General features: G+C 66.0%; 14 protein-coding genes and 1 tRNA gene. 7 read left to right on the top strand and 8 right to left on the bottom strand.

Going from position 1 to position 16,929, the window contains the following annotated elements; translation table 11 throughout:
• Positions 1-121, bottom strand: a 121-nt coding sequence (locus tag ACIKT0_RS04660) for a transposase (RefSeq protein ID WP_407104219.1), incomplete at its 3' end; no start/stop codon positions are given.
• A gap of 256 nt (positions 122-377) precedes the next feature.
• Here ACIKT0_RS04660 and ACIKT0_RS04655 point away from each other — a divergent pair.
• On the top strand, positions 378-1,379 hold the full coding sequence (locus ACIKT0_RS04655) for a thymidylate synthase (RefSeq protein ID WP_407104217.1): 1,002 nt from the start codon (positions 378-380) through the stop codon (positions 1,377-1,379).
• A gap of 19 nt (positions 1,380-1,398) precedes the next feature.
• The gene (locus ACIKT0_RS04650; RefSeq protein WP_407104218.1) at positions 1,399-2,343 is read left to right on the top strand and encodes an alpha-glutamyl/putrescinyl thymine pyrophosphorylase clade 3 protein; all 945 of its coding nucleotides are present in this window, start codon (positions 1,399-1,401) and stop codon (positions 2,341-2,343) included.
• Here ACIKT0_RS04650 and ACIKT0_RS04645 read toward each other — a convergent pair.
• The 3 genes from ACIKT0_RS04645 to ACIKT0_RS04635 form a co-directional block, all read right to left on the bottom strand.
• Positions 2,333-3,457, bottom strand: coding sequence for an ImmA/IrrE family metallo-endopeptidase (locus tag ACIKT0_RS04645; RefSeq protein WP_407104216.1), 1,125 nt, complete (start codon positions 3,455-3,457; stop codon positions 2,333-2,335). The two genes, ACIKT0_RS04650 and ACIKT0_RS04645, sit on opposite strands and share 11 nt — an antisense overlap.
• A gap of 607 nt (positions 3,458-4,064) precedes the next feature.
• Positions 4,065-4,141: transfer RNA gene (locus ACIKT0_RS04640), tRNA-Arg, on the bottom strand.
• A 348-nt stretch (positions 4,142-4,489) separates the two neighbouring features.
• The gene (locus tag ACIKT0_RS04635; RefSeq protein ID WP_407104215.1) at positions 4,490-5,305 is read right to left on the bottom strand and encodes an NYN domain-containing protein; all 816 of its coding nucleotides are present in this window, start codon (positions 5,303-5,305) and stop codon (positions 4,490-4,492) included.
• Between the two features lie 194 nt (positions 5,306-5,499).
• Between ACIKT0_RS04635 and ACIKT0_RS04630 the strand changes: the two genes are divergently transcribed.
• From ACIKT0_RS04630 to ACIKT0_RS04610, 5 genes are all read left to right on the top strand, one after another.
• Positions 5,500-7,023: an ATPase domain-containing protein gene (locus ACIKT0_RS04630; protein ID WP_407104214.1), complete on the top strand. Its 1,524-nt coding sequence runs from the start codon at positions 5,500-5,502 to the stop codon at positions 7,021-7,023.
• Positions 7,020-9,401, top strand: a complete 2,382-nt coding sequence (locus tag ACIKT0_RS04625; protein ID WP_407104213.1) for a hybrid sensor histidine kinase/response regulator — start codon at positions 7,020-7,022, stop codon at positions 9,399-9,401. The genes ACIKT0_RS04630 and ACIKT0_RS04625 overlap by 4 nt, the downstream gene beginning before the upstream one ends.
• A gap of 219 nt (positions 9,402-9,620) precedes the next feature.
• Positions 9,621-10,646, top strand: a complete 1,026-nt coding sequence (locus ACIKT0_RS04620; protein ID WP_407104212.1) for an extracellular solute-binding protein — start codon at positions 9,621-9,623, stop codon at positions 10,644-10,646.
• Entirely contained in the window at positions 10,643-12,193 is a 1,551-nt protein-coding gene (locus ACIKT0_RS04615) for an ABC transporter permease (protein ID WP_407104211.1), read from the top strand. Before ACIKT0_RS04620 ends, ACIKT0_RS04615 begins: the two co-directional genes overlap by 4 nt.
• Entirely contained in the window at positions 12,193-13,215 is a 1,023-nt protein-coding gene (locus tag ACIKT0_RS04610) for an ABC transporter ATP-binding protein (RefSeq protein WP_407104210.1), read from the top strand. The genes ACIKT0_RS04615 and ACIKT0_RS04610 overlap by 1 nt, the downstream gene beginning before the upstream one ends.
• 6 nt (positions 13,216-13,221) lie before the next feature.
• Here ACIKT0_RS04610 and ACIKT0_RS04605 read toward each other — a convergent pair whose 3' ends face one another.
• From ACIKT0_RS04605 to ACIKT0_RS04590, 4 genes are all read right to left on the bottom strand, one after another.
• Positions 13,222-14,661 (bottom strand): UdgX family uracil-DNA binding protein, encoded by a 1,440-nt coding sequence (locus tag ACIKT0_RS04605; RefSeq protein ID WP_407104209.1) that lies wholly within the window; start codon positions 14,659-14,661, stop codon positions 13,222-13,224.
• On the bottom strand, positions 14,658-15,887 hold the full coding sequence (locus tag ACIKT0_RS04600; RefSeq protein WP_407104208.1) for a putative DNA modification/repair radical SAM protein: 1,230 nt from the start codon (positions 15,885-15,887) through the stop codon (positions 14,658-14,660). The genes ACIKT0_RS04605 and ACIKT0_RS04600 overlap by 4 nt, the downstream gene beginning before the upstream one ends.
• A 98-nt stretch (positions 15,888-15,985) precedes the next feature.
• A complete protein-coding gene (locus ACIKT0_RS04595; protein ID WP_407104207.1) occupies positions 15,986-16,471 on the bottom strand; it encodes a peroxiredoxin in 486 nt (161 codons plus the stop codon).
• 53 nt (positions 16,472-16,524) lie between these two features.
• Positions 16,525-16,761 carry a hypothetical protein gene (locus tag ACIKT0_RS04590; RefSeq protein WP_407104206.1) on the bottom strand — a complete coding sequence of 79 codons (237 nt, stop codon included), beginning with the start codon at positions 16,759-16,761 and terminating at the stop codon, positions 16,525-16,527.
• Positions 16,762-16,929 lie beyond the last annotated feature (168 nt).

Here is a 16,929-nt window from a genome sequence, read left to right as displayed (position 1 = left end):
GCACGATGCCGCTGATCACCCGCCGGTCGTCGACACGAGCAACGCCGCGCGTCTTCGTCGGCAGATGCGGCTCAAGACGCGCGAACTGCTCGTCCGTCAGCCAGAAGCAGTCCGATCCCATCGGCGTCCTCCCTCGAGGACGCCTCTGAATCACGCTTCGCTCGATCTGCAAACCCCTTAATGGGTCCGGGCCCTAGAAGACGGCGGTCTGATGGACCGCGCCGCGAGTGAGTGCGGGAGTGCGGCCCCACAAGCAGAGCGCCGAGCGCTAAGGAGTCGTCGAAGGCGACTCCTTAGCCGGGCTAACTGCGGAGTAGACGAATCAGGCGGTTGCACGCAAAGCTTGCGGCCCGTCTCGGCTCCAGCCCGGTTTCATCGTGCGCATCAAGGCAGACCATCTAGATGACGCGCTTGGCGCTCTTCTACGGAAGCTTCTAAGGGACGGAACCCGCACGCGGTCCAATGCAGGAGCCGCTAGGGAATTTACCGGCGTGCTCATCGAGTTTTCTAATCCCCGGGGGAGGTTCAGCAGAACTGAGGGGCGGGGAACCTTATTCAGTTGTCTCGGAGAAACCCTCTGGTACTTGTCCGGTTCAGATCGGTTGGACCATATATCATACTATATACCGAATTACCGTGATTTCATCCGGGCATCGAAACGGGCTGTCCGGGCACCCGGGGCATACGGCCCTCGGTTAGTCAAGGGCGGCCCTGACAGTCGCCTCGGTAAGATCATCGATATGTTGAAAAGAAAGAATGGCGTATCTGACACGAGGCAAGCAGTTCTGCAGATTTTTTCGCATTCTGACCTAAGGCATAACAATAAAGATGTTCCCTGTACGACCGCGATACAGTTTCTTCCGAGAAATGGCTCGTTGCATATGATAACGACAATGCGGTCAAACGATGCTTACAGGGGGTTTCCTCATGATGTTTTTGCTTTCACGTTTCTTCATGAACTGGTGGCGCGGACCCTTAATGCCCGGCTTGGGCGATACATCCACTTCGTCGGGAGTATGCACTTGTACGACGATGACGAGCACAGAGCTCGTCGATATCTGGCGGAAGGGTTCCAGGAGCCAATAAATATGCCTCCTATGCCTGAAGGAGATCCTTGGCGTTCGGTTGATTGGCTCTTAGATGCTGAACAAGCGATCCGCTTGCGTCAGATGGAGCCGCAACCGGAAGCTATCGATCCTTATTGGTTGGACTTAGCGAGGTTGCTGCGGATCAAGCGTCTGTCTGACCAGGGAGACCTCCGGTCGCTCATACGGGAAAAGAAGGACATGTCGTGTCCTGAGTACGACGCCTTTATCCGGGGGCGCCAGCGTGCTGTTGAGCGACGGACGGGCGACCAAGACGAACTCCCCGGGCTTTAGAAATGTCGAAAGGGCTGAGATGACGCCGCGAGATCGTGGTAGAGCACAGGCGCTTGCCGCAAAAATCACCACCTACGAACGTAACCACGGGGCGCTACCAGGACTGAGGGTTCAAGGGCGGCTAACCCCGCTCGTTTGCCAGTTTGTTGATAGCCTACGGAGAGTTGAGTTTGCTCACCACATTAGGGACGCGGATCACGATCCGAGGCGTGAGGATCCCGGCAGTCCTTTGTTCGACCCTCTTCGTGCGGCGGTCATAAAGGACCGGCGGGGCGAGAAGGACGAGGCTTGGTGGCTTGTTTTTCTTGCGACCCACTTTGGAAAGCACTCGATAGATGGCTGGAGACTCACGCGTGACATTTACGGAAAGCTCGGGCAGGGCGGGCGCTGGGATTGGGCGACCACTGCCGCGCATCCTAAGGGGCTCGAGAGCTGGCTGACGATTAACGAAGCCACGCTCAGGGGGGCGGACGGCGTGTCTCGTCGGTTCAGCAACCACCGAAAGTATGAGAGTCTCAGCGCGGCCGCGGCGAATGGAACGGCGGCTATTCTCTCATCCTATGTGGCCTGGATTGCTCCACCCAGAACGCACCACGATATGGTGCGTGAAACCCATCAGCAGGTCGGTCAGAATCCTGCCGCCGTATTCGATGCGCTGTACGGTTCCCTCGACGCGGTTCGTCGCTTCGGTCGCTTGGGAAGGTTCGACTTCTTAACGATGCTGGGCAAATTGGGAATTGCGCCGATCGATCCTGGTTCAACGTATCTGAAGGACTCTACCGGTCCTTTGAGAGGCGCGCGGCTCCTATTCGGGGGCTCTCCGACCGCAGGTATCCCGGCCTCATTGTTGGAAGAGAAGCTGAGGCATTTTGGCGAGGACGTAGGATTGGGTAGCCAAGTTCTCGAAGATGGAATTTGCAACTGGCAGAAAAGCCCAGATCTTTACCTACGGTTTAGGGGCTGATCGCCTCAAGATCGATCTTCTCCCAACTGAACCGCCGCTTAAGCCAGTTGAACCCGCTGGGTGGGATCCTTCCTCGGTGCTGAAGCTGGCCGACAACAATGCCGGGCGTTACGCCAGCGCGCTGGGCGAAGCGGATGATTGCTTTGCCGTCAACTCTAAGGTTGTCGAGCTCCGCCCGGTGGCGCGCTGAGATTAGCGTTCTTTCGGCGAACTCGTTCGCTTCAGCCTCGCACTCCGAACGTGGATCGTTTCCATCCTCTAGGAAGAGGGAGTCGATGTTGTGAAGAAGGAGGTGTCCCGCCTCGTGAAAGAAGGAAAACCAAAACTGATCGTCCGACCGATAGCGGAAAGTTAGTACTATCATCGCTTTGTTGGGAGAGAGAAATTTCGTTGCGCCGCTTGCGGGGCACCCCTTCGGTGCTTTGGCGACCACAACCGCGACACCGGCGTCGGCGCACATGTCCCTCAGCATCGGGATAAAGGTCTCAGGGTTCTTCTGCCGTGTTAGACCTTTGATCACCTCTAGACGTTCCCGGAATATCTGGGGGGACCACTGAGCACATGAGATGCGATTTGCGAGGAGTTCGGACCAACGCAGCCATGCTGCAATAGCGCCCGCAGTCGATCGAGCGGATAGCGACAACCGAAAGGCCACGTTAGTCGCTATTCCTCCGAACCTTAGCTGCCAGCTGGGGACGTCGGGAACCCCGAACAAGTCTAGGCATGCCTCAGCCGCTTCGGATTGAGATCGGAAGTCCGCGATCCATCCGAGAGAAACCATCTCCCGAACGGGAAACTGCTTTACCCACTCAAGCTTGGCACCCTGGATCTCAGCTTCACGAACGCGCGCTGCATCCGACCTGAACTGGGCCTCTCGCTTTGTCCAAAAAGCCTCAGATGAGCCAAGGCAACGAGAAATGCGCGTAGCCAAATCCCCATCGACGGGTTCATCGCCCGTAAGAAGTCGATGAACCGTTTCGACGCGCTCCCCGATAAGCTCGGCGAATCGCTCCTGTGAGATCGCACGGGCGGCAAGAATATTTGCAATTGTGGCACCCGGGGCCACCGCCCAGTCCGGCTCGAACTGATGCGATGTGGTGGCTTTAGGCATCATCGACATCGATTCGTTGAACAATGACGCGTTGCACCCGTTCCCAATCGATCCTCTCGTTTCCGTCTTTCCGGATAGTTTGTTGAGCGGTCCTCAAAGTGACGGTTACTCCACCGTCCACCGTTACCTCTGCCTCAGTGGCGCGCCCCGAAGGTGGAGGTGTGACTCCAAGCCAAGGGCAGTCGCCGAGGCAATCCGCGGCCCGCATATCCGCCAGGAAACTCATCAAATGACGTGCGCGCTCCGCACCATACGTCGCCTCCATAGCCTCTCCGCTCAGACACAAAGTGCGTAGAGCCTTCGTGCGGAAGGCTATCTCCATGCTTCGATCCGCGCACTTTCGCATTCGTCGCAAGTTCGTTCTGGCTCAGCGGCCACGCTACCATCAACTTCCGATTCGCGTGAGCTAACCCGAGGCGGGAAAACCAAACGGAACGCTGGCGATATGGACGGCACTGCGCCCCAGCGAGGGCCCGAACTTACAATCTCGTCACCACAGAAGCCCTGCGGCCGTGATTCTGTTTGCTTCGGATGGCGGCGTTACGCTTCCGTCACGCTTCCGCGGCAACGATCGGCGGGGGAGGTAACGCACCTAAGTGACTGAAAACGCTGGCGCACCCGAGAGGATTCGAACCTCTGACCTCTGCCTTCGGAGGGCAGCGCTCTATCCAGCTGAGCTACGGGTGCCTGAGCCGGCGCGGAACCTAGCCGAACCGGAGGCGGGGGGCAATCGGGGTTCGCGGGCTTCTCTGCGCCACGCCCATCGTCCGGGCGTCCTCCCTGCAGTGTGTCGCTCGCACTCAGAGCCCCGTCTTCGGTGGAACGGACCTGCATTAGATATGGAAGCGCCCTCGCGTCGGTCTTGAGCGGTGCTCGCGGCGCTCTCGAAGTGCGACAGAGTTCGCTCTTCGGCCGCCAAGGCGCAACCGCGCCGCGGGGCAGCGAGCCTTGCTGGTCTCAGCCCCCCAGGAGGGCCTCTGAAGCCAGCAGGCCAAGTCCGCCCGCCGCGGGCGCTCGGCCGGGCCCGATGAGGCCTCATTTCAGTCTGACCGCGACCCCGCCGCTCTTGGCTGCCCGGTCCACCTCGAACAGCCCGGTGGCCTCCACCAGGTCGCTCAACCTGGCGAAGCCGTAGTTGCGCGAGTCGAATTCGGGAGACCGTTTCGCGATGTGGCTGCCCATGGCGCCGAGGGCGGCCCAGCCGGCGTCGTCGGCCACCGCCGCCAGCGCCGAGGTCAGCAGAGCGCGGGCGGCGGCGTCGATCGTCTCGCCGGAGCGCTTGGGCGGCGCTTGCGTGGGAGCAGGCTTTGCGGCGGGCTTCGGGGTCTTTGCCTTCTTGGGCGCCGCCGGGCCGGCCGGCTCCACGGCGAGCGGCTCGACCGACTTCGGCAAGACGTCGAAGAAAATGAACTTGTCGCAGGCGGTGATGAACGGGCGCGGCGTCTTCCGCTCGCCGAAGCCATAGACCCGCAGCCCCTGCTCGCGCAGCCGCGATGCGAGCCGGGCGAAGTCGCTGTCGCTTGAGACCAGGCAGAATCCGTCGAAGCGGCCCGTGTAGAGCAGGTCCATCCCGTCGATGATCATCGCTCCGTCGGTGGCGTTCTTGCCGGTCGTGTAGGCGAACTGCTGGACGGGCTGGATCGAGTGCTCCAGCAGGCACGACTTCCAGCCGGCGAGGTTCGGTTTGGTCCAGTCGCCGTAGATCCGCTTCACGCTGGCCGTGCCGTACTTGGCGATCTCGGCGAGCAGGCCTTCGATGATCTTTGGCGACGCGTTGTCCCCGTCAATCAGCAAGGCGAGGGTCAGGGAGCGTTCTGATCCGTTCGGGCGGGTCGCAGGGCTCGGCGTCATTTCCGAACCCTGCGCCCGCCAGGGCAGGAGCGCAACGCCGCAACGGGGCCCGGAAGCTTTCCTCAGCGGCCGCTCCACGTGCTGCGGATCCCAATACCGGGATCGTCAGGACGGCCGCCCCCGCTTCACCGCTGCAAAAGCGCGCTATATCGCTCAACGCGCACGTGCGCCTGCTTCGATCTGGGTTCATCGACATGCCTCACCCCTCGGGATCTGACGACAAGGCCGCTTTCGGCGTGACGGGCCTTGACGACATCCTCATCGGGGGCGTGCGGCGCGATCGTCTCTATCTGCTGGAAGGGTCGCCGGGCACCGGCAAGACCACCGTCGCGCTGCAGTTCCTGCTCGAGGGCGCGGCGCGGGGCGAGATCGGCCTCTACATCACCATTTCAGAGACCGAGACGGAGCTGCGCGAGACCGCGACGTCGCATGGCTGGTCGATCCCCTCGCACGTCAACATCTTCGAACTCGCGCCGTCGGACAGCCTGCTCGACGCGGAGCAGCAGCAGAGCCTGCTCTATTCGTCGGACCTCGAACTTGGCGAAACGACCCGGATGATCTTCGAGGCCGTGGAGCGCGTGCAGCCGTCCCGCATCGTCATCGACAGCCTCTCGGAGATCCGCCTGCTCGCCGGCGGATCGCTGCGCTATCGGCGCCAGGTCCTCGCGCTCAAACATTACTTCGCGAAGCGCGGCACGACCGTGCTGCTGCTCGACGACCTGACGGCCGACGTCAGCGACAAGACCGTCCACAGCGTCGCGCATGGGGTCATTCGGCTCGAGGAGCTGGCGCCCACCTATGGACCCGAGCGGCGCAGGCTTCGCGTCGTCAAGTATCGGGGGCAGCGCTATCGTGGCGGCTACCATGACTTCGCCATTCTGACGGGCGGGCTCGCCGTGTTCCCGCGGCTCGTCTCGCTCGAGCACAAGACCGAATTCGAGCGCGCTCCCCGCAGCAGCGGAATCCCGGAGTTCGACTCTCTTCTCGGGGGCGGCGTGGAGAGCGGGTCCAGCACGCTGATCCTCGGGCCGACCGGAAGCGGCAAGAGCCTGATCGCAATCCAGTTCGTGGCGGCGGCCGTGGGTCGCGGCGAGCGTTGCGCGATGTTCGTCTTCGATGAAGAGCTTGGGCTTCTGTTCGAACGGACCGCCGCCATGGGCTTCCCGCTGCGGCGCTGGTTCGCGGAGGGCAGCGTGGTGATCGAGCAGGTCGACGCCGCGGAGCTCACGCCTGGCGAGTTCGCGCATCGGGTCCGCGCTCGGGTCGACGCCAACGGCATCAAGACGGTGGTGATCGACAGTCTCAACGGCTACCAGGCCGCGATGCCGGACGAGCATTCGCTCATCCTGCACATCCATGAGTTGCTGCAGTATCTGAACAGGCAGGGCGCGTCGACATTCCTCACCCTCGCGCAACACGGGCTGATGGGCGACATGCGGTCGCCCGTGGACGTGACCTATCTGGCGGACACCGTCGTCCTCCTGCGTTATTTCGAAGCTTCGGGCCAGGTCCGTCGGGCCATGTCGATCGTCAAGAAGCGGACGAGCGCACATGAGGACACGATCCGGGAGTACCGCATCGGTCCGGGCGGGCTGGCGGTCGGACCGGCGCTCGAGGGCTTCCAGGGCATCCTGCGAGGAACGCCGGTCTACACCGGCAAAGGCAGCGAGCTGCCCCTCATGGGCGCGGCTCCCGAGAGGTCCGGCCGCCTTTCGTGACCGCGCCGCACAACCCATCATCCGAACGTGTCCTGATCCTCGCGCCTCTGGGCAGGGATGCGCGGATCGCGCAGTCGCTGATGGGCGAGGCGACGATCGCCTCCCTGATCGTTCGCGATCTCGATGGGATGATCGCCGGCCTCGTCGAGACGGCGGGCGCCGTGGTGGTCACCGAGGAGGCGCTGCAAGGAGTCGATCTTTCGCCGCTCGCGGCGTGGATCTCCGACCAGCCGCCATGGTCGGACATGCCGTTCGTCGTTCTGGTGCGCCATGGCGCCGGAGCGGAGCGAAACCCGGCGGCGACCAGATTGTCGGAACTGCTCGGAAACGTCAGCTTCGTGGAACGACCGTTTCATCCGACCACGCTGATCAGCGTGGTCCGGGCCGCGCTCCGCGGTCGTCGGCGGCAGTACGAGGCGCGCGCGCGGCTTGAGGCGCTTCGGGTCGAGCGGCAGCACTATCTCGATCTGTTCGAGAACATCGACGCCGGCTTCTGCACGTTCGAGATGAAGTTCGACGAGGCCGGCCGTGCGGTGGACTACCGGTTCATCGAAACCAATCCGGCGTTTGAAGCGCAGACCGGGCTCACCAACGCGGCCGGACGATGGATGCGTGAGCTCGCGCCGGACCACGACGCTCACTGGTTCGAGATCTACGGGCGCGTCGCCATGACCGGCGAGCCCGTCCGGTTCGAGAGCTCCGCGCGCGAGCTTGGGCAGCGCTGGTATGACGTTCACGCGTTCCGGCTCGACAAGCCGGAGCAGCGTCGGGTGGCGGCGCTGTTCAACGACATCACCCCGCGCCGCCAGCTCGAAGCCCGGCTGCGACAACTGAACGAAGGGCTCGAGACGCAGGTCGCCGAGCGGACCGCGGAACGCGACCGGGTCTGGAGGAACTCGCGCGACCTTCTGACCGTCGTGGGGATCGACGGCGTGTTCCGCGCGGTCAATCCGGCGTGGACGGCCATTCTCGGCCATCCGCACGAAGAGGTGGTGGGCAGAAGCTTCCGGGAGTTCATCTGGCCGGACGACCTGAAGGTGACGGAGGCCGCCCTCCGGGAGGCGTCGGACGCCCGCGACCTGACCAATTTCGAGAACCGGTTCCGACACCTCGACGGGACGCCGCGCTGGTTCTCCTGGCGCACCTCCGCGGAGGGCGATCTCATCTACGCTTATGGCCGGGAGATAACGGCCGAGAAGCAGCAGGCTTCGGCGCTCGCGCAGGCTGAAGAGGCGCTCAGGCAATCCCAGAAGCTCGAAGCTGTCGGACAGCTGACCGGCGGCGTCGCGCATGACTTCAACAACCTTCTGACGATCATCCGGTCGTCGGTCGACTTCCTGAGGCGCCCGGATCTGCCGGAGGAGCGCCGGCGTCGCTACGTGGACGCGATCTCGGAGACGACCGATCGCGCCGCGCGGCTGACGGGACAGCTTCTCGCCTTCGCCCGCAGGCAGGCGCTCAATCCGGAGGTGTTCGAGGTCGGGGCCTGCGTCTGCTCTCTCACCGACATGCTGGACACAGTGACCGGCGCGCGCGTGAACGTGCAGAGCTCGCTGCCGGAGAGGCCATGTTTCGTCAAAGCCGACCGCAGTCAGTTCGAGACGGCGCTGGTCAACATGGCGGTCAATGCGCGTGACGCGATGAACGGGGAGGGCACGCTTAAGCTCCGGGTCATCTGCGGCGCAGGGCTGCCCTCGATCCGGGGCCATGCGGCCAGCGGCCGGCCGTTCGTCGCAGTGTCGCTCACGGACACTGGCGAAGGCATCGCGCCGGACATCATCTCGCAGATATTCGAGCCGTTCTACACCACCAAGGAAATCGGCAAGGGCACCGGTCTCGGGCTGTCCCAGGTGTTCGGCTTCGCCAAGCAGTCCGGCGGCGACGTGGCGGTCGAGAGCACGCAGGGCGCAGGCGCGGCCTTCACGATCTATCTCCCCGAGGTCGAGGAAGCCGCCGAGCCGGCGCCGGCGCTTCGGACGAACCGCCCGGCGCCGGTGGGCGGCGGACGCCGCGTCCTGATCGTCGAGGACAATGTGGAGGTCGGCGGCTTCGCGACGCAGACCCTGCAGGACCTCGGCTATGTGACGAGCTGGGCGATGAACGCCTCCGAGGCCCTCGTCATGCTCAAGGATCCGGACGCCTCGTTCGACGTGGTGTTCTCCGACGTCGTGATGCCCGGCGTGAATGGAGTCGATCTCGCTCGCGAGATACGGCGACTGACGCCCGACCTCCCCATCGTCCTCACCTCGGGCTACAGCGACGTGTTGGCCCAGGAGGGGCGCTCCGGGTTCGAGCTGCTGCAGAAGCCTTATTCGGTCGAGGACTTGTCTCGCGTCCTGCGCCTCGCGATCTCGAGCTCGTTAGAGTCAGGACGTTGAGCTCCTGACATCGCAGGCTGGGCGCGCCCGGCCCGCCGGCCGGCGTCCGGCCTTTGAGCTCCCTTTGGCGCCTGACCTGGCTCAGCCCGCCGAGCACGCGCGCTGCGCGCCCTTCCTGGTCGCCAGCGTCGGTCTCCGCTGCTTTGAGCTGTTGACTCCGCCCGCGAGTGGGACTCCTTTCACGACACCTAAACACTTGCGTTGTTTGGAGTAATTATAATGAAAAGGTTGGACCGCCGCGCCTTTGTCGCGGGGCTGGCTGCGGCTGGCGGCGCCACCTTGCTCGGCTCGGGACGGAGCGCCTGGGCGGATGAGGGCGGCGCGCTGACCCTCTACAATGGCCAACATGCGGAGACGACCGCCGCAATCGTCGAGGCCTTCACCCAACAGACCGGCGTCGAGGTCGCGATCCGTCGCGGCAACAGCGCCCAGCTCGCCAACCAGATCATCGAGGAAGGCCAGGCTTCGCCGGCCGATGTCTTCTACTCTGAAGAGAGCGCCCCGATCGCCGCGCTCGCGGCCCGGGGCCTGCTGGCGCAGGCGCGGCCTGACACGATCGCGCAGGTCCATTCTCAATTCGCGGCCAAGGACGGCTCCTGGGTCGGCGTCAGCGCCCGCTGCAGGGTGGTCGCCTACAATGTCGACATGATCCAGCCGGAGGCGCTGCCGGCTTCGGTGATGGATTTCGCCAGGCCGGAGTGGCGCGGCCGCGTCGGCTTCGTGCCGACGAGCGGCGAGTTCCAGGCCCAGGCGCTCGCCATCGTCAAGCTCAAGGGCCGCGAGGCCGCGCTCGACTGGATGAAGGGGCTCAAGGCCAACGGCCGCGTCTACAATGGCAATGTCGCGGCCGTACAGGCGGTGCAGCGCGGCGAGATCCCGACGGCGCTAGTCAACAACTACTACTGGTTCCGCGTCGCCGACGAGGTCGGAGCCGACAAGATGAAGTGCCAGCTCCAATATCTCGGCCACAAGGATCCCGGCGCTTTGGTCACGCTTTCCGGCGCGGGCATATTGAAGTCGAGCAAGCGTCAGGAGCTGGCGCAGCGTCTTCTTGCGTTCATGGTCAGCGTCCCGGGCCAGCAGGCTCTCGTCGGCGCCGTCGCAGAGTACCCCGTGCGGCCCGACGTCAAGTCGCCTTATCCCTTGAAGCCGCTTGACGAGCTCGACCCGCCGGACGTGTCGCCCGAGGACATCGCGGATTCGGATCTCGCGCGGGATCTGCGTCGCGAGGCCGGGCTCGCTTGACGCTCGCCTTGGCGGGCGCTGGCCGGCGGACGAGGCCCCCGGGCTGGCTCACGCTCGCCGTCCTGGCGCCGACCGTGCTGATCTCGCTGCCGATCGCCTATGTGGCGACCCGGGCGTGGCAGGTTGGTCTCGCGGGCGTCGCTGAGGAGCTGTTCCGGGCGCGCACCGCGGAGCTTCTCGTCAACACGGTGACGCTTGCGGGCTCGGTGACGCTGCTGTCGGCGGTGATCGGGGTTGCGGTCGCGTGGTGCGTCGAGCGGTCGGACGTTCCGGGCCGGCGCTGGTGGCGGGTGGCGGCCGCGTTGCCGCTCGCCGTCCCGGCTTTCGTGGCGAGCTTCGCCTGGGCCTCGATGGGCGTCGCGTTCCAGACGATGCCGGGCGCGGTGCTGATCCTCACGCTCTCGCACTATCCGCTGGTCTATCTGCCGGTGGCGGCTGCGCTGCGCGGCATGGACCCTGCCTTCGAAGACGTGGCGCGCTCCCTCGGTCGAACGTCCTGGCGGCGGTTCGTGAGCGTGACGCTGCCCCAAGCCTGGCCGGCGCTCGGCGCCGGCGCCTTGCTCGTGCTCACGCATATGTTCGCCGAGTTCGGCGCGCTTGCGCTCCTGCGGGTCCAGACCTTCACCACCGCGATCTTCGAGTCGTACGAACTCGAGTTCGACGGCGGCGCCGCGGCCCTGCAATCGGCTGTGCTGCTCGCGCTCGCGCTGCCGCCCGCCTTGTTCGAGATGAAGCTGCGGCGCGATCTGCGTTTCGCGCGGGTCGGCAAGGGGGGGCGGCGACAGCTGTCGCTCACGCCGCTGGGGAGCGCGAAGCCATTCGTCCTCTTCGGAATGGCCGCGCTGATCGCGCTGGCGCTCGGCGCGCCCTGCGCGGTGCTGGTGTATTGGCTCGCCGTCGGCAAATCGTTCGGTCACGCCGCAGCCGACATCTGGCCGGCCGTGAAAGGCTCGTTGACCCTTGCGCTGCCCGGGGCGCTCGTCGTCACGGCGCTCGCCGCGCCGCTCGCGCTCGCCGCCACGCGCCATCTGGGACGCCTGTCCGCCCTCGCCGAGAGGCTGCCCTACATCGTGCACGGACTTCCCGGTCTGGTCGTCGCCCTCGCACTCGTATTCTTCGCGATCCGCTTCTTTCCCGGGGTCTATCAGACGGTCGCGCTGCTGTTCGCGGCTTATGCGGTGCTGGCCCTGCCGCTCGCCCAGTCGGCCCTGCGGGCGTCCCTGGAGCTTGCCCCCGCCCGGTTCGAGGAGGTGGCCAGGAGCCTCGGCAAGGGACCGGTCGCGGCCTTCGTCGCCGTGACGCTCCCCAACATGCTGCCTGGTGTGGGCGCGGCGCTCGCGCTGATCACCCTGGAGCTCGCGCGGGAACTCACCGCGACCCTGATGCTGGCGCCCATCGGCGTCACCACGCTCGCCACCGAGGTCTGGTCGCAGGCGAACGAAGGCCGCTATGCGGCGGCGGCGCCGTTCGCCGCATTGCTGGTCGCGGTTTCGGCGATCCCCGTCTATGTCTTCACCCGCCGCAGCCTGGAGCTTGACGATCTCTGATGACGAGCGTCCGCGTCCGCGAGGCGAAGAAAGCCTTCAATGGCCAGCCGGTGCTGCGTGGCGTCGACTTCGCCGTGCGCGAGGGCGCGATCGCTGCTTTGCTCGGACCGTCCGGATGCGGCAAGACCACCCTGTTGCGGCTGATCGCCGGCTTTGAACGGCTCGACGGTGGGGCGATCGAGATCCATGGCCGGGACGTCGCTCGCGACGGCCTGCATGTGCCGCCCGAGCGGCGACGGATCGGATACGTGCCCCAGGAAGGGGCCTTGTTCCCGCATCTGACGGTCTCGGGAAACGTGGGCTTCGGACTCGCGCGGCGGGAGCGGACGAGGGAGCGGATCGGCGAGGTCCTGGCTCTGGTCGGCGTGCAGGAACTGGCGGAACGCTATCCGCATGAGCTTTCAGGGGGACAGCAGCAGCGCGTCGCTCTGGCCCGCGCGCTCGCTCCGCGTCCCGAAATCGTCCTGCTCGACGAGCCGTTCAACGGCCTCGATCTCGATCTCCGCCGGACCGTCTCGGGCGAGGTCGTCGCCACCCTGCGGCGCTCTGGCGCCTCGGCCATCCTCGTGACGCACGATCCCGAGGAGGCCTTCGCGAGCGCCGATACGGTCGCGGTCATGAACCAGGGCGCGATCGCCCAGCAGGGCGATCCAAGATCCGTCTACCTGCAGCCAGCGAGCGCCGAGGTGGCGCGGATCACAGGCGCGGCGGTGTTCCTCGACGCCAAGATCCGCGGCGCGGTGGCGGAAACCGCGCTCGGCAGCATGCCGCTGGGCGCGACGTCGCCGGGAGTGATCGGCGTCGCCCGGGTCTGCGTGCGGCCCGAGCAGATCGTCCTGGGCGCTCCGGGCTCCGGATGCGCGGCCAGGATCCTGGCCCGCAGTTTCCGGGGGGACCACACCGTCCTGACGGTGGCGATCGGCGAGTTCCAGCTGCCGGTGCGCGCGCCGACGAGCTTCGCGGCCGACGCCGGCGAGGTCGAAGTCGCCCTTGAGGGATCCTGTGTCGCGTTTCCTCGCTGAAGCCGCTCAGGCCGCTCTGGCGAAAGGCGCCGCGAGCCGCAGATCTTCGACGAAGCGGGAGAACTCCGCGCGCTTGCGCTCCTCGTCGGGCAGCCGCAGCAGATAGGACGGGTGAACGGTCACCAGCACGTCCGGCTCGCCTTCCCGCTGCAGGATCGAGCCACGTGTCTCGCCGATCTTGACGACGCGTCCCATCACGGCGCGCGCCGCGGTCGCGCCCATGGCCACCACCAGCCGCGGCCTGAGCGTGGCCATCTCGCGCTCCAGCCACGGACGGCACGCCGCGATCTCGGTCGGTCCCGGCGTCTTGTGCAGCCGGAACTTGCCGCGCGGCTCGAATTTGAAATGCTTCACCGCGTTGGTGACATAGACCTTGTCGCGCTCGAGGCCGGCCTCCTGCGCGGCCCGGTCGAAAAGCGCTCCAGCCGGTCCGACGAAGGGCCGGCCCTGGATATCCTCCTTGTCGCCGGGCTGCTCGCCCACGAACATGACCCTGGCGTCGGCGGGCCCTTCGCCGAACACCGCCTGGGTGGCGTCGGCCCAGAGCGGGCAGTTACGGCACTCGTCGACCTCCGCTCGCAGCGCGTCGAGCGTCGAGGCATTGTGGGGCTCGGGAAGTTCGGTCTGCTTCATCGGGCGGTGGCCCTTCTTCGGCATGGTCGCCGGCGCGGCGACCATCGCCGCCGACCGGACGGCGGCTGAGGCGATCAGCGGACGAATGAGCGAAGCCTCGGGAAGGTTGCGCCAGTACTTGCGCGGCATCTCGGACCGCATCGCGGCGACCTTGAGCCGCGCCGGATTGAAGATGCTCGCGTAGTAGGTCCGCCAGACCGCCTCCAGGGCGTCGCTGTCCGGGGCGTCGGCGCGCCTTGCGCCTTCTGAGAAGACGAGCTCGTCACCGTCCCAATGCGCCGAGCGCTCCGGCGTCAGGATCGACCACCGCATCGAGGCGAAGCGGCGCGCGAAGAATGGCGCCGTCGCCTCGACGATGTGATGCTCCGGCTCGAACCAAGAGACAAAATGCGCGCCGTTCGAGGTCGCGATCTCCCGGAAACGCACGAAGGCGGTCATCTTGTGCTTGTCGCGCCGGACCGCCTTGGCGAGGTCGCGAGCGCGCACGACGTCCGGATCCGCCGCGTCGTCCAGAACCGATCGATCCGGCACGACGCGAGCGAGCAGGCGGTAGAACAGGTCGAAACGGCCCGGGTCGCTGTGGAGAAGCCCTGTCCCCGCGAGCTCGAGGAAGCCGCGCGCGACCGAGAAACCCCGCGCCGCCGAATGCGCCGCAGGGGCCTCCAGCGCTGCGCAGAACAGGTCGTCCGCCTCGCCCTTCACCGACCAGACGACCGACGAAGCCGGCGTCCCTGCTGCGAGCAGGCTTCGCGCAGCCGCGCGCCAGCCCGCGACGTCGGCTGGACCGTCGAGAACGACCCGGCGGGCCGTCAAAGAGCGAGCGCCATCTGGCGCGGCGGCGGAGCGATGCGCTCCAGCAGGCGCTCGGACTCGAGCAGCCCGATCGACGGCGAGTGGTCGGCCAGCCGCAGGAAGGGCAGCACCTTGCGCAGCGGCGCCTTCAGCCGCGCGAGATCTTCGCAGCGAATGGCGCGGAAGCGCCGCGCCGAGAGGATCCTGTCGACCACGGTCTTGCCGAGACCAGGCACCCGCAGCAGCTCCTCGCGCGAGGCCCGGTCGACGTCGAGCGGGAAGCGCTCGCGATGGCGCAGCGCCCAGGCCAGCTTGGGGTCGACGGCGAGGTCGAGCATGCCGCCGCCCTCGGTGATTTCGTCGACGGAGAACCCATAGAAGCGCATCAGCCAGTCCGCCTGATAGAGGCGGTGCTCCCGCACGAGCGGCGGCGCCTGCAGCGGCAGGCGGGCGTTGGCGTCCGGGATCGGACTGAACGCCGAGTAATAGACGCGCTTGAGCCGATAGGAGCCGTACAGGTTCGCGGATGTTCCGAGGATCGCCCGATCGTCGGACGCGTCGGCTCCGATGATCATCTGCGTGCTCTGGCCAGCAGGCGAGAAGCGCGGCGCGCGCCGATCCGCCTTGGCCTCATCGATGCGACCGCGAAGCCCCGCCATGGTGCGCCGGACGGCCCTGATGTCCTTCTCAGGCGCCAGCTGCTTCAGGGCCGTCTCGGTCGGCAGCTCGACATTGATCGACAGGCGGTCCGCATAGAGCCCGGCCTCCGCAAGCAGCTCCGGAGAGGCGTCGGGGATCGTCTTGAGGTGGATGTAGCCCTTGAAGCCATGCTCCAGCCGGAGGGTCCGCGCGACGCGGACCACCTGCTCCATCGTGAAGTCGGGACTCCTGACGATGCCGGAGGAGAGGAACAGACCCTCGATGTAATTCCGCCGGTAGAAGTCGAGCGTCAGCCGGACGACTTCGGCCACCGTGAACCGCGCTCGCGGCACGTTGCTGGAGGAGCGGTTGACGCAATACAGGCAGTCGAACGCGCAGGCGTTCGTCAGGAGGATCTTGAGCAGGGAGATACAGCGGCCGTCCGGAGCATAGGAGTGGCAGATGCCAGCGCCTTCCGTTGACCCGAGCCCCTGCGGACGAGCCCCCTTGCCGCCCGCGGAATGGCGCTTGTCAGTTCCGCTCGAGGCGCAGGAGGCGTCGTACTTGGCCGCGTCGGCGAGGATCGCGAGCTTCCGGGCGATGTCCAAGGCAGAAGGTCCTCCAGCGGCGGCCTTCTGTTCTATGTACTCATTTTGTTCGCATCAAGAGGTAAGGCGTTACGCATCTGTCGCGTAACGCCTGTAGGTCAGAGCGCCTCGAGCAGGCGTTCGGCGCTGGAGAGATCGGCCTTGCCGGGCTGATCCTCAACGGCGAGCTGTGTGACCGTCATGTCGTCCAGCACCATCGCATAGCGCTTCGAGCGGATCCCGAGGCCGCCCGCGGAGGCGTCGAGCTCAAGGCCGATGGCCTTGGCGAAGTCCGCGCTGCCGTCCGACAGGAACTCGATCTTGCCCTTGCCGCCCGTGGCGTTCGCCCAGGCGTCCATCACGAACGGGTCGTTCACGGCCGTGACCGCGACGACCTCGACGCCCTTGGCCGCGAGCGCGTCCATGTTGTTGAGGTAGCCCGGCAGATGGTTCTTGTGGCAGGTGGGCGTGAAGGCGCCCGGAACCGCAAACAGGACCGCCTTTTTCCCGCCGAAGATCTCGTCCGCCATGACGGTCTCGGGGCCATTGGGGCCGAGGCGACGGAAGGTGGTGTTCGGCAGCCTGTCGCCGACTTTGATCGTCATGGCCGTCTCCTGGTGCGTGGAGGCCGCGTTGCGGTCCAAGAAGTCCGCGAGACTTAGGACTTGGGCCTGATGGCGTCGAGGGGCACGCGCGTCTCGATCGCCTCGCCGGCGGCGACAAGCGTCAGGCGAAGGCCCGCGCCAGGCAGGTCCGGCCCGTCGAGGGCTATCCGGAAGGCGGCGCGGCCCCCGGCAGGCTTATCAGTGAGTTCGGGCGCGGCGACATACTCGCCGTCGCCAGTCTCGGCGAACAGCTCCGGCGGCTTGCCTCCCTCGGGAGCGGACACCTCCACGCGCAACGCCGGCGCACCGGCCGCGCCCGCCCGCACGACGGAGCCGATCGCGACCGGACCCGGCGCGCCGAGCGGCTTGAGCTCGGGGATCCGCCATCCACCGGCGTGGACCCTGGCGCTCGTTCGAGACCGTCGAGTTCGCGACGCTGGAATGGGTCGACTGGTTCA

This window comes from Hansschlegelia beijingensis (assembly GCF_045505405.1).
GTDB classification, from domain to species: Bacteria; Pseudomonadota; Alphaproteobacteria; order Rhizobiales; family Methylopilaceae; genus Methylopila; species Methylopila beijingensis_A.
Note: the sequence above shows the minus strand (reverse complement) of the source record. Positions and strands in the feature narration are given on the sequence as shown.

Excerpts from the sequence above, each read along its gene's own strand:
- ACIKT0_RS04610 (WP_407104210.1), top strand. The coding sequence starts at position 12,193 with ATGACGAGCGTCCGCGTCCGCGAGGCGAAGAAAGCCTTCAATGGCCAG.
- ACIKT0_RS04595 (WP_407104207.1), bottom strand. The coding sequence starts at position 16,471 with ATGACGATCAAAGTCGGCGACAGGCTGCCGAACACCACCTTCCGTCGC.
- ACIKT0_RS04635 (WP_407104215.1), bottom strand. The coding sequence starts at position 5,305 with ATGACGCCGAGCCCTGCGACCCGCCCGAACGGATCAGAACGCTCCCTG.
- ACIKT0_RS04645 (WP_407104216.1), bottom strand. The coding sequence starts at position 3,457 with ATGATGCCTAAAGCCACCACATCGCATCAGTTCGAGCCGGACTGGGCG.
- ACIKT0_RS04620 (WP_407104212.1), top strand. The coding sequence starts at position 9,621 with ATGAAAAGGTTGGACCGCCGCGCCTTTGTCGCGGGGCTGGCTGCGGCT.
- ACIKT0_RS04630 (WP_407104214.1), top strand. The coding sequence starts at position 5,500 with ATGCCTCACCCCTCGGGATCTGACGACAAGGCCGCTTTCGGCGTGACG.
- ACIKT0_RS04650 (WP_407104218.1), top strand. The coding sequence starts at position 1,399 with ATGACGCCGCGAGATCGTGGTAGAGCACAGGCGCTTGCCGCAAAAATC.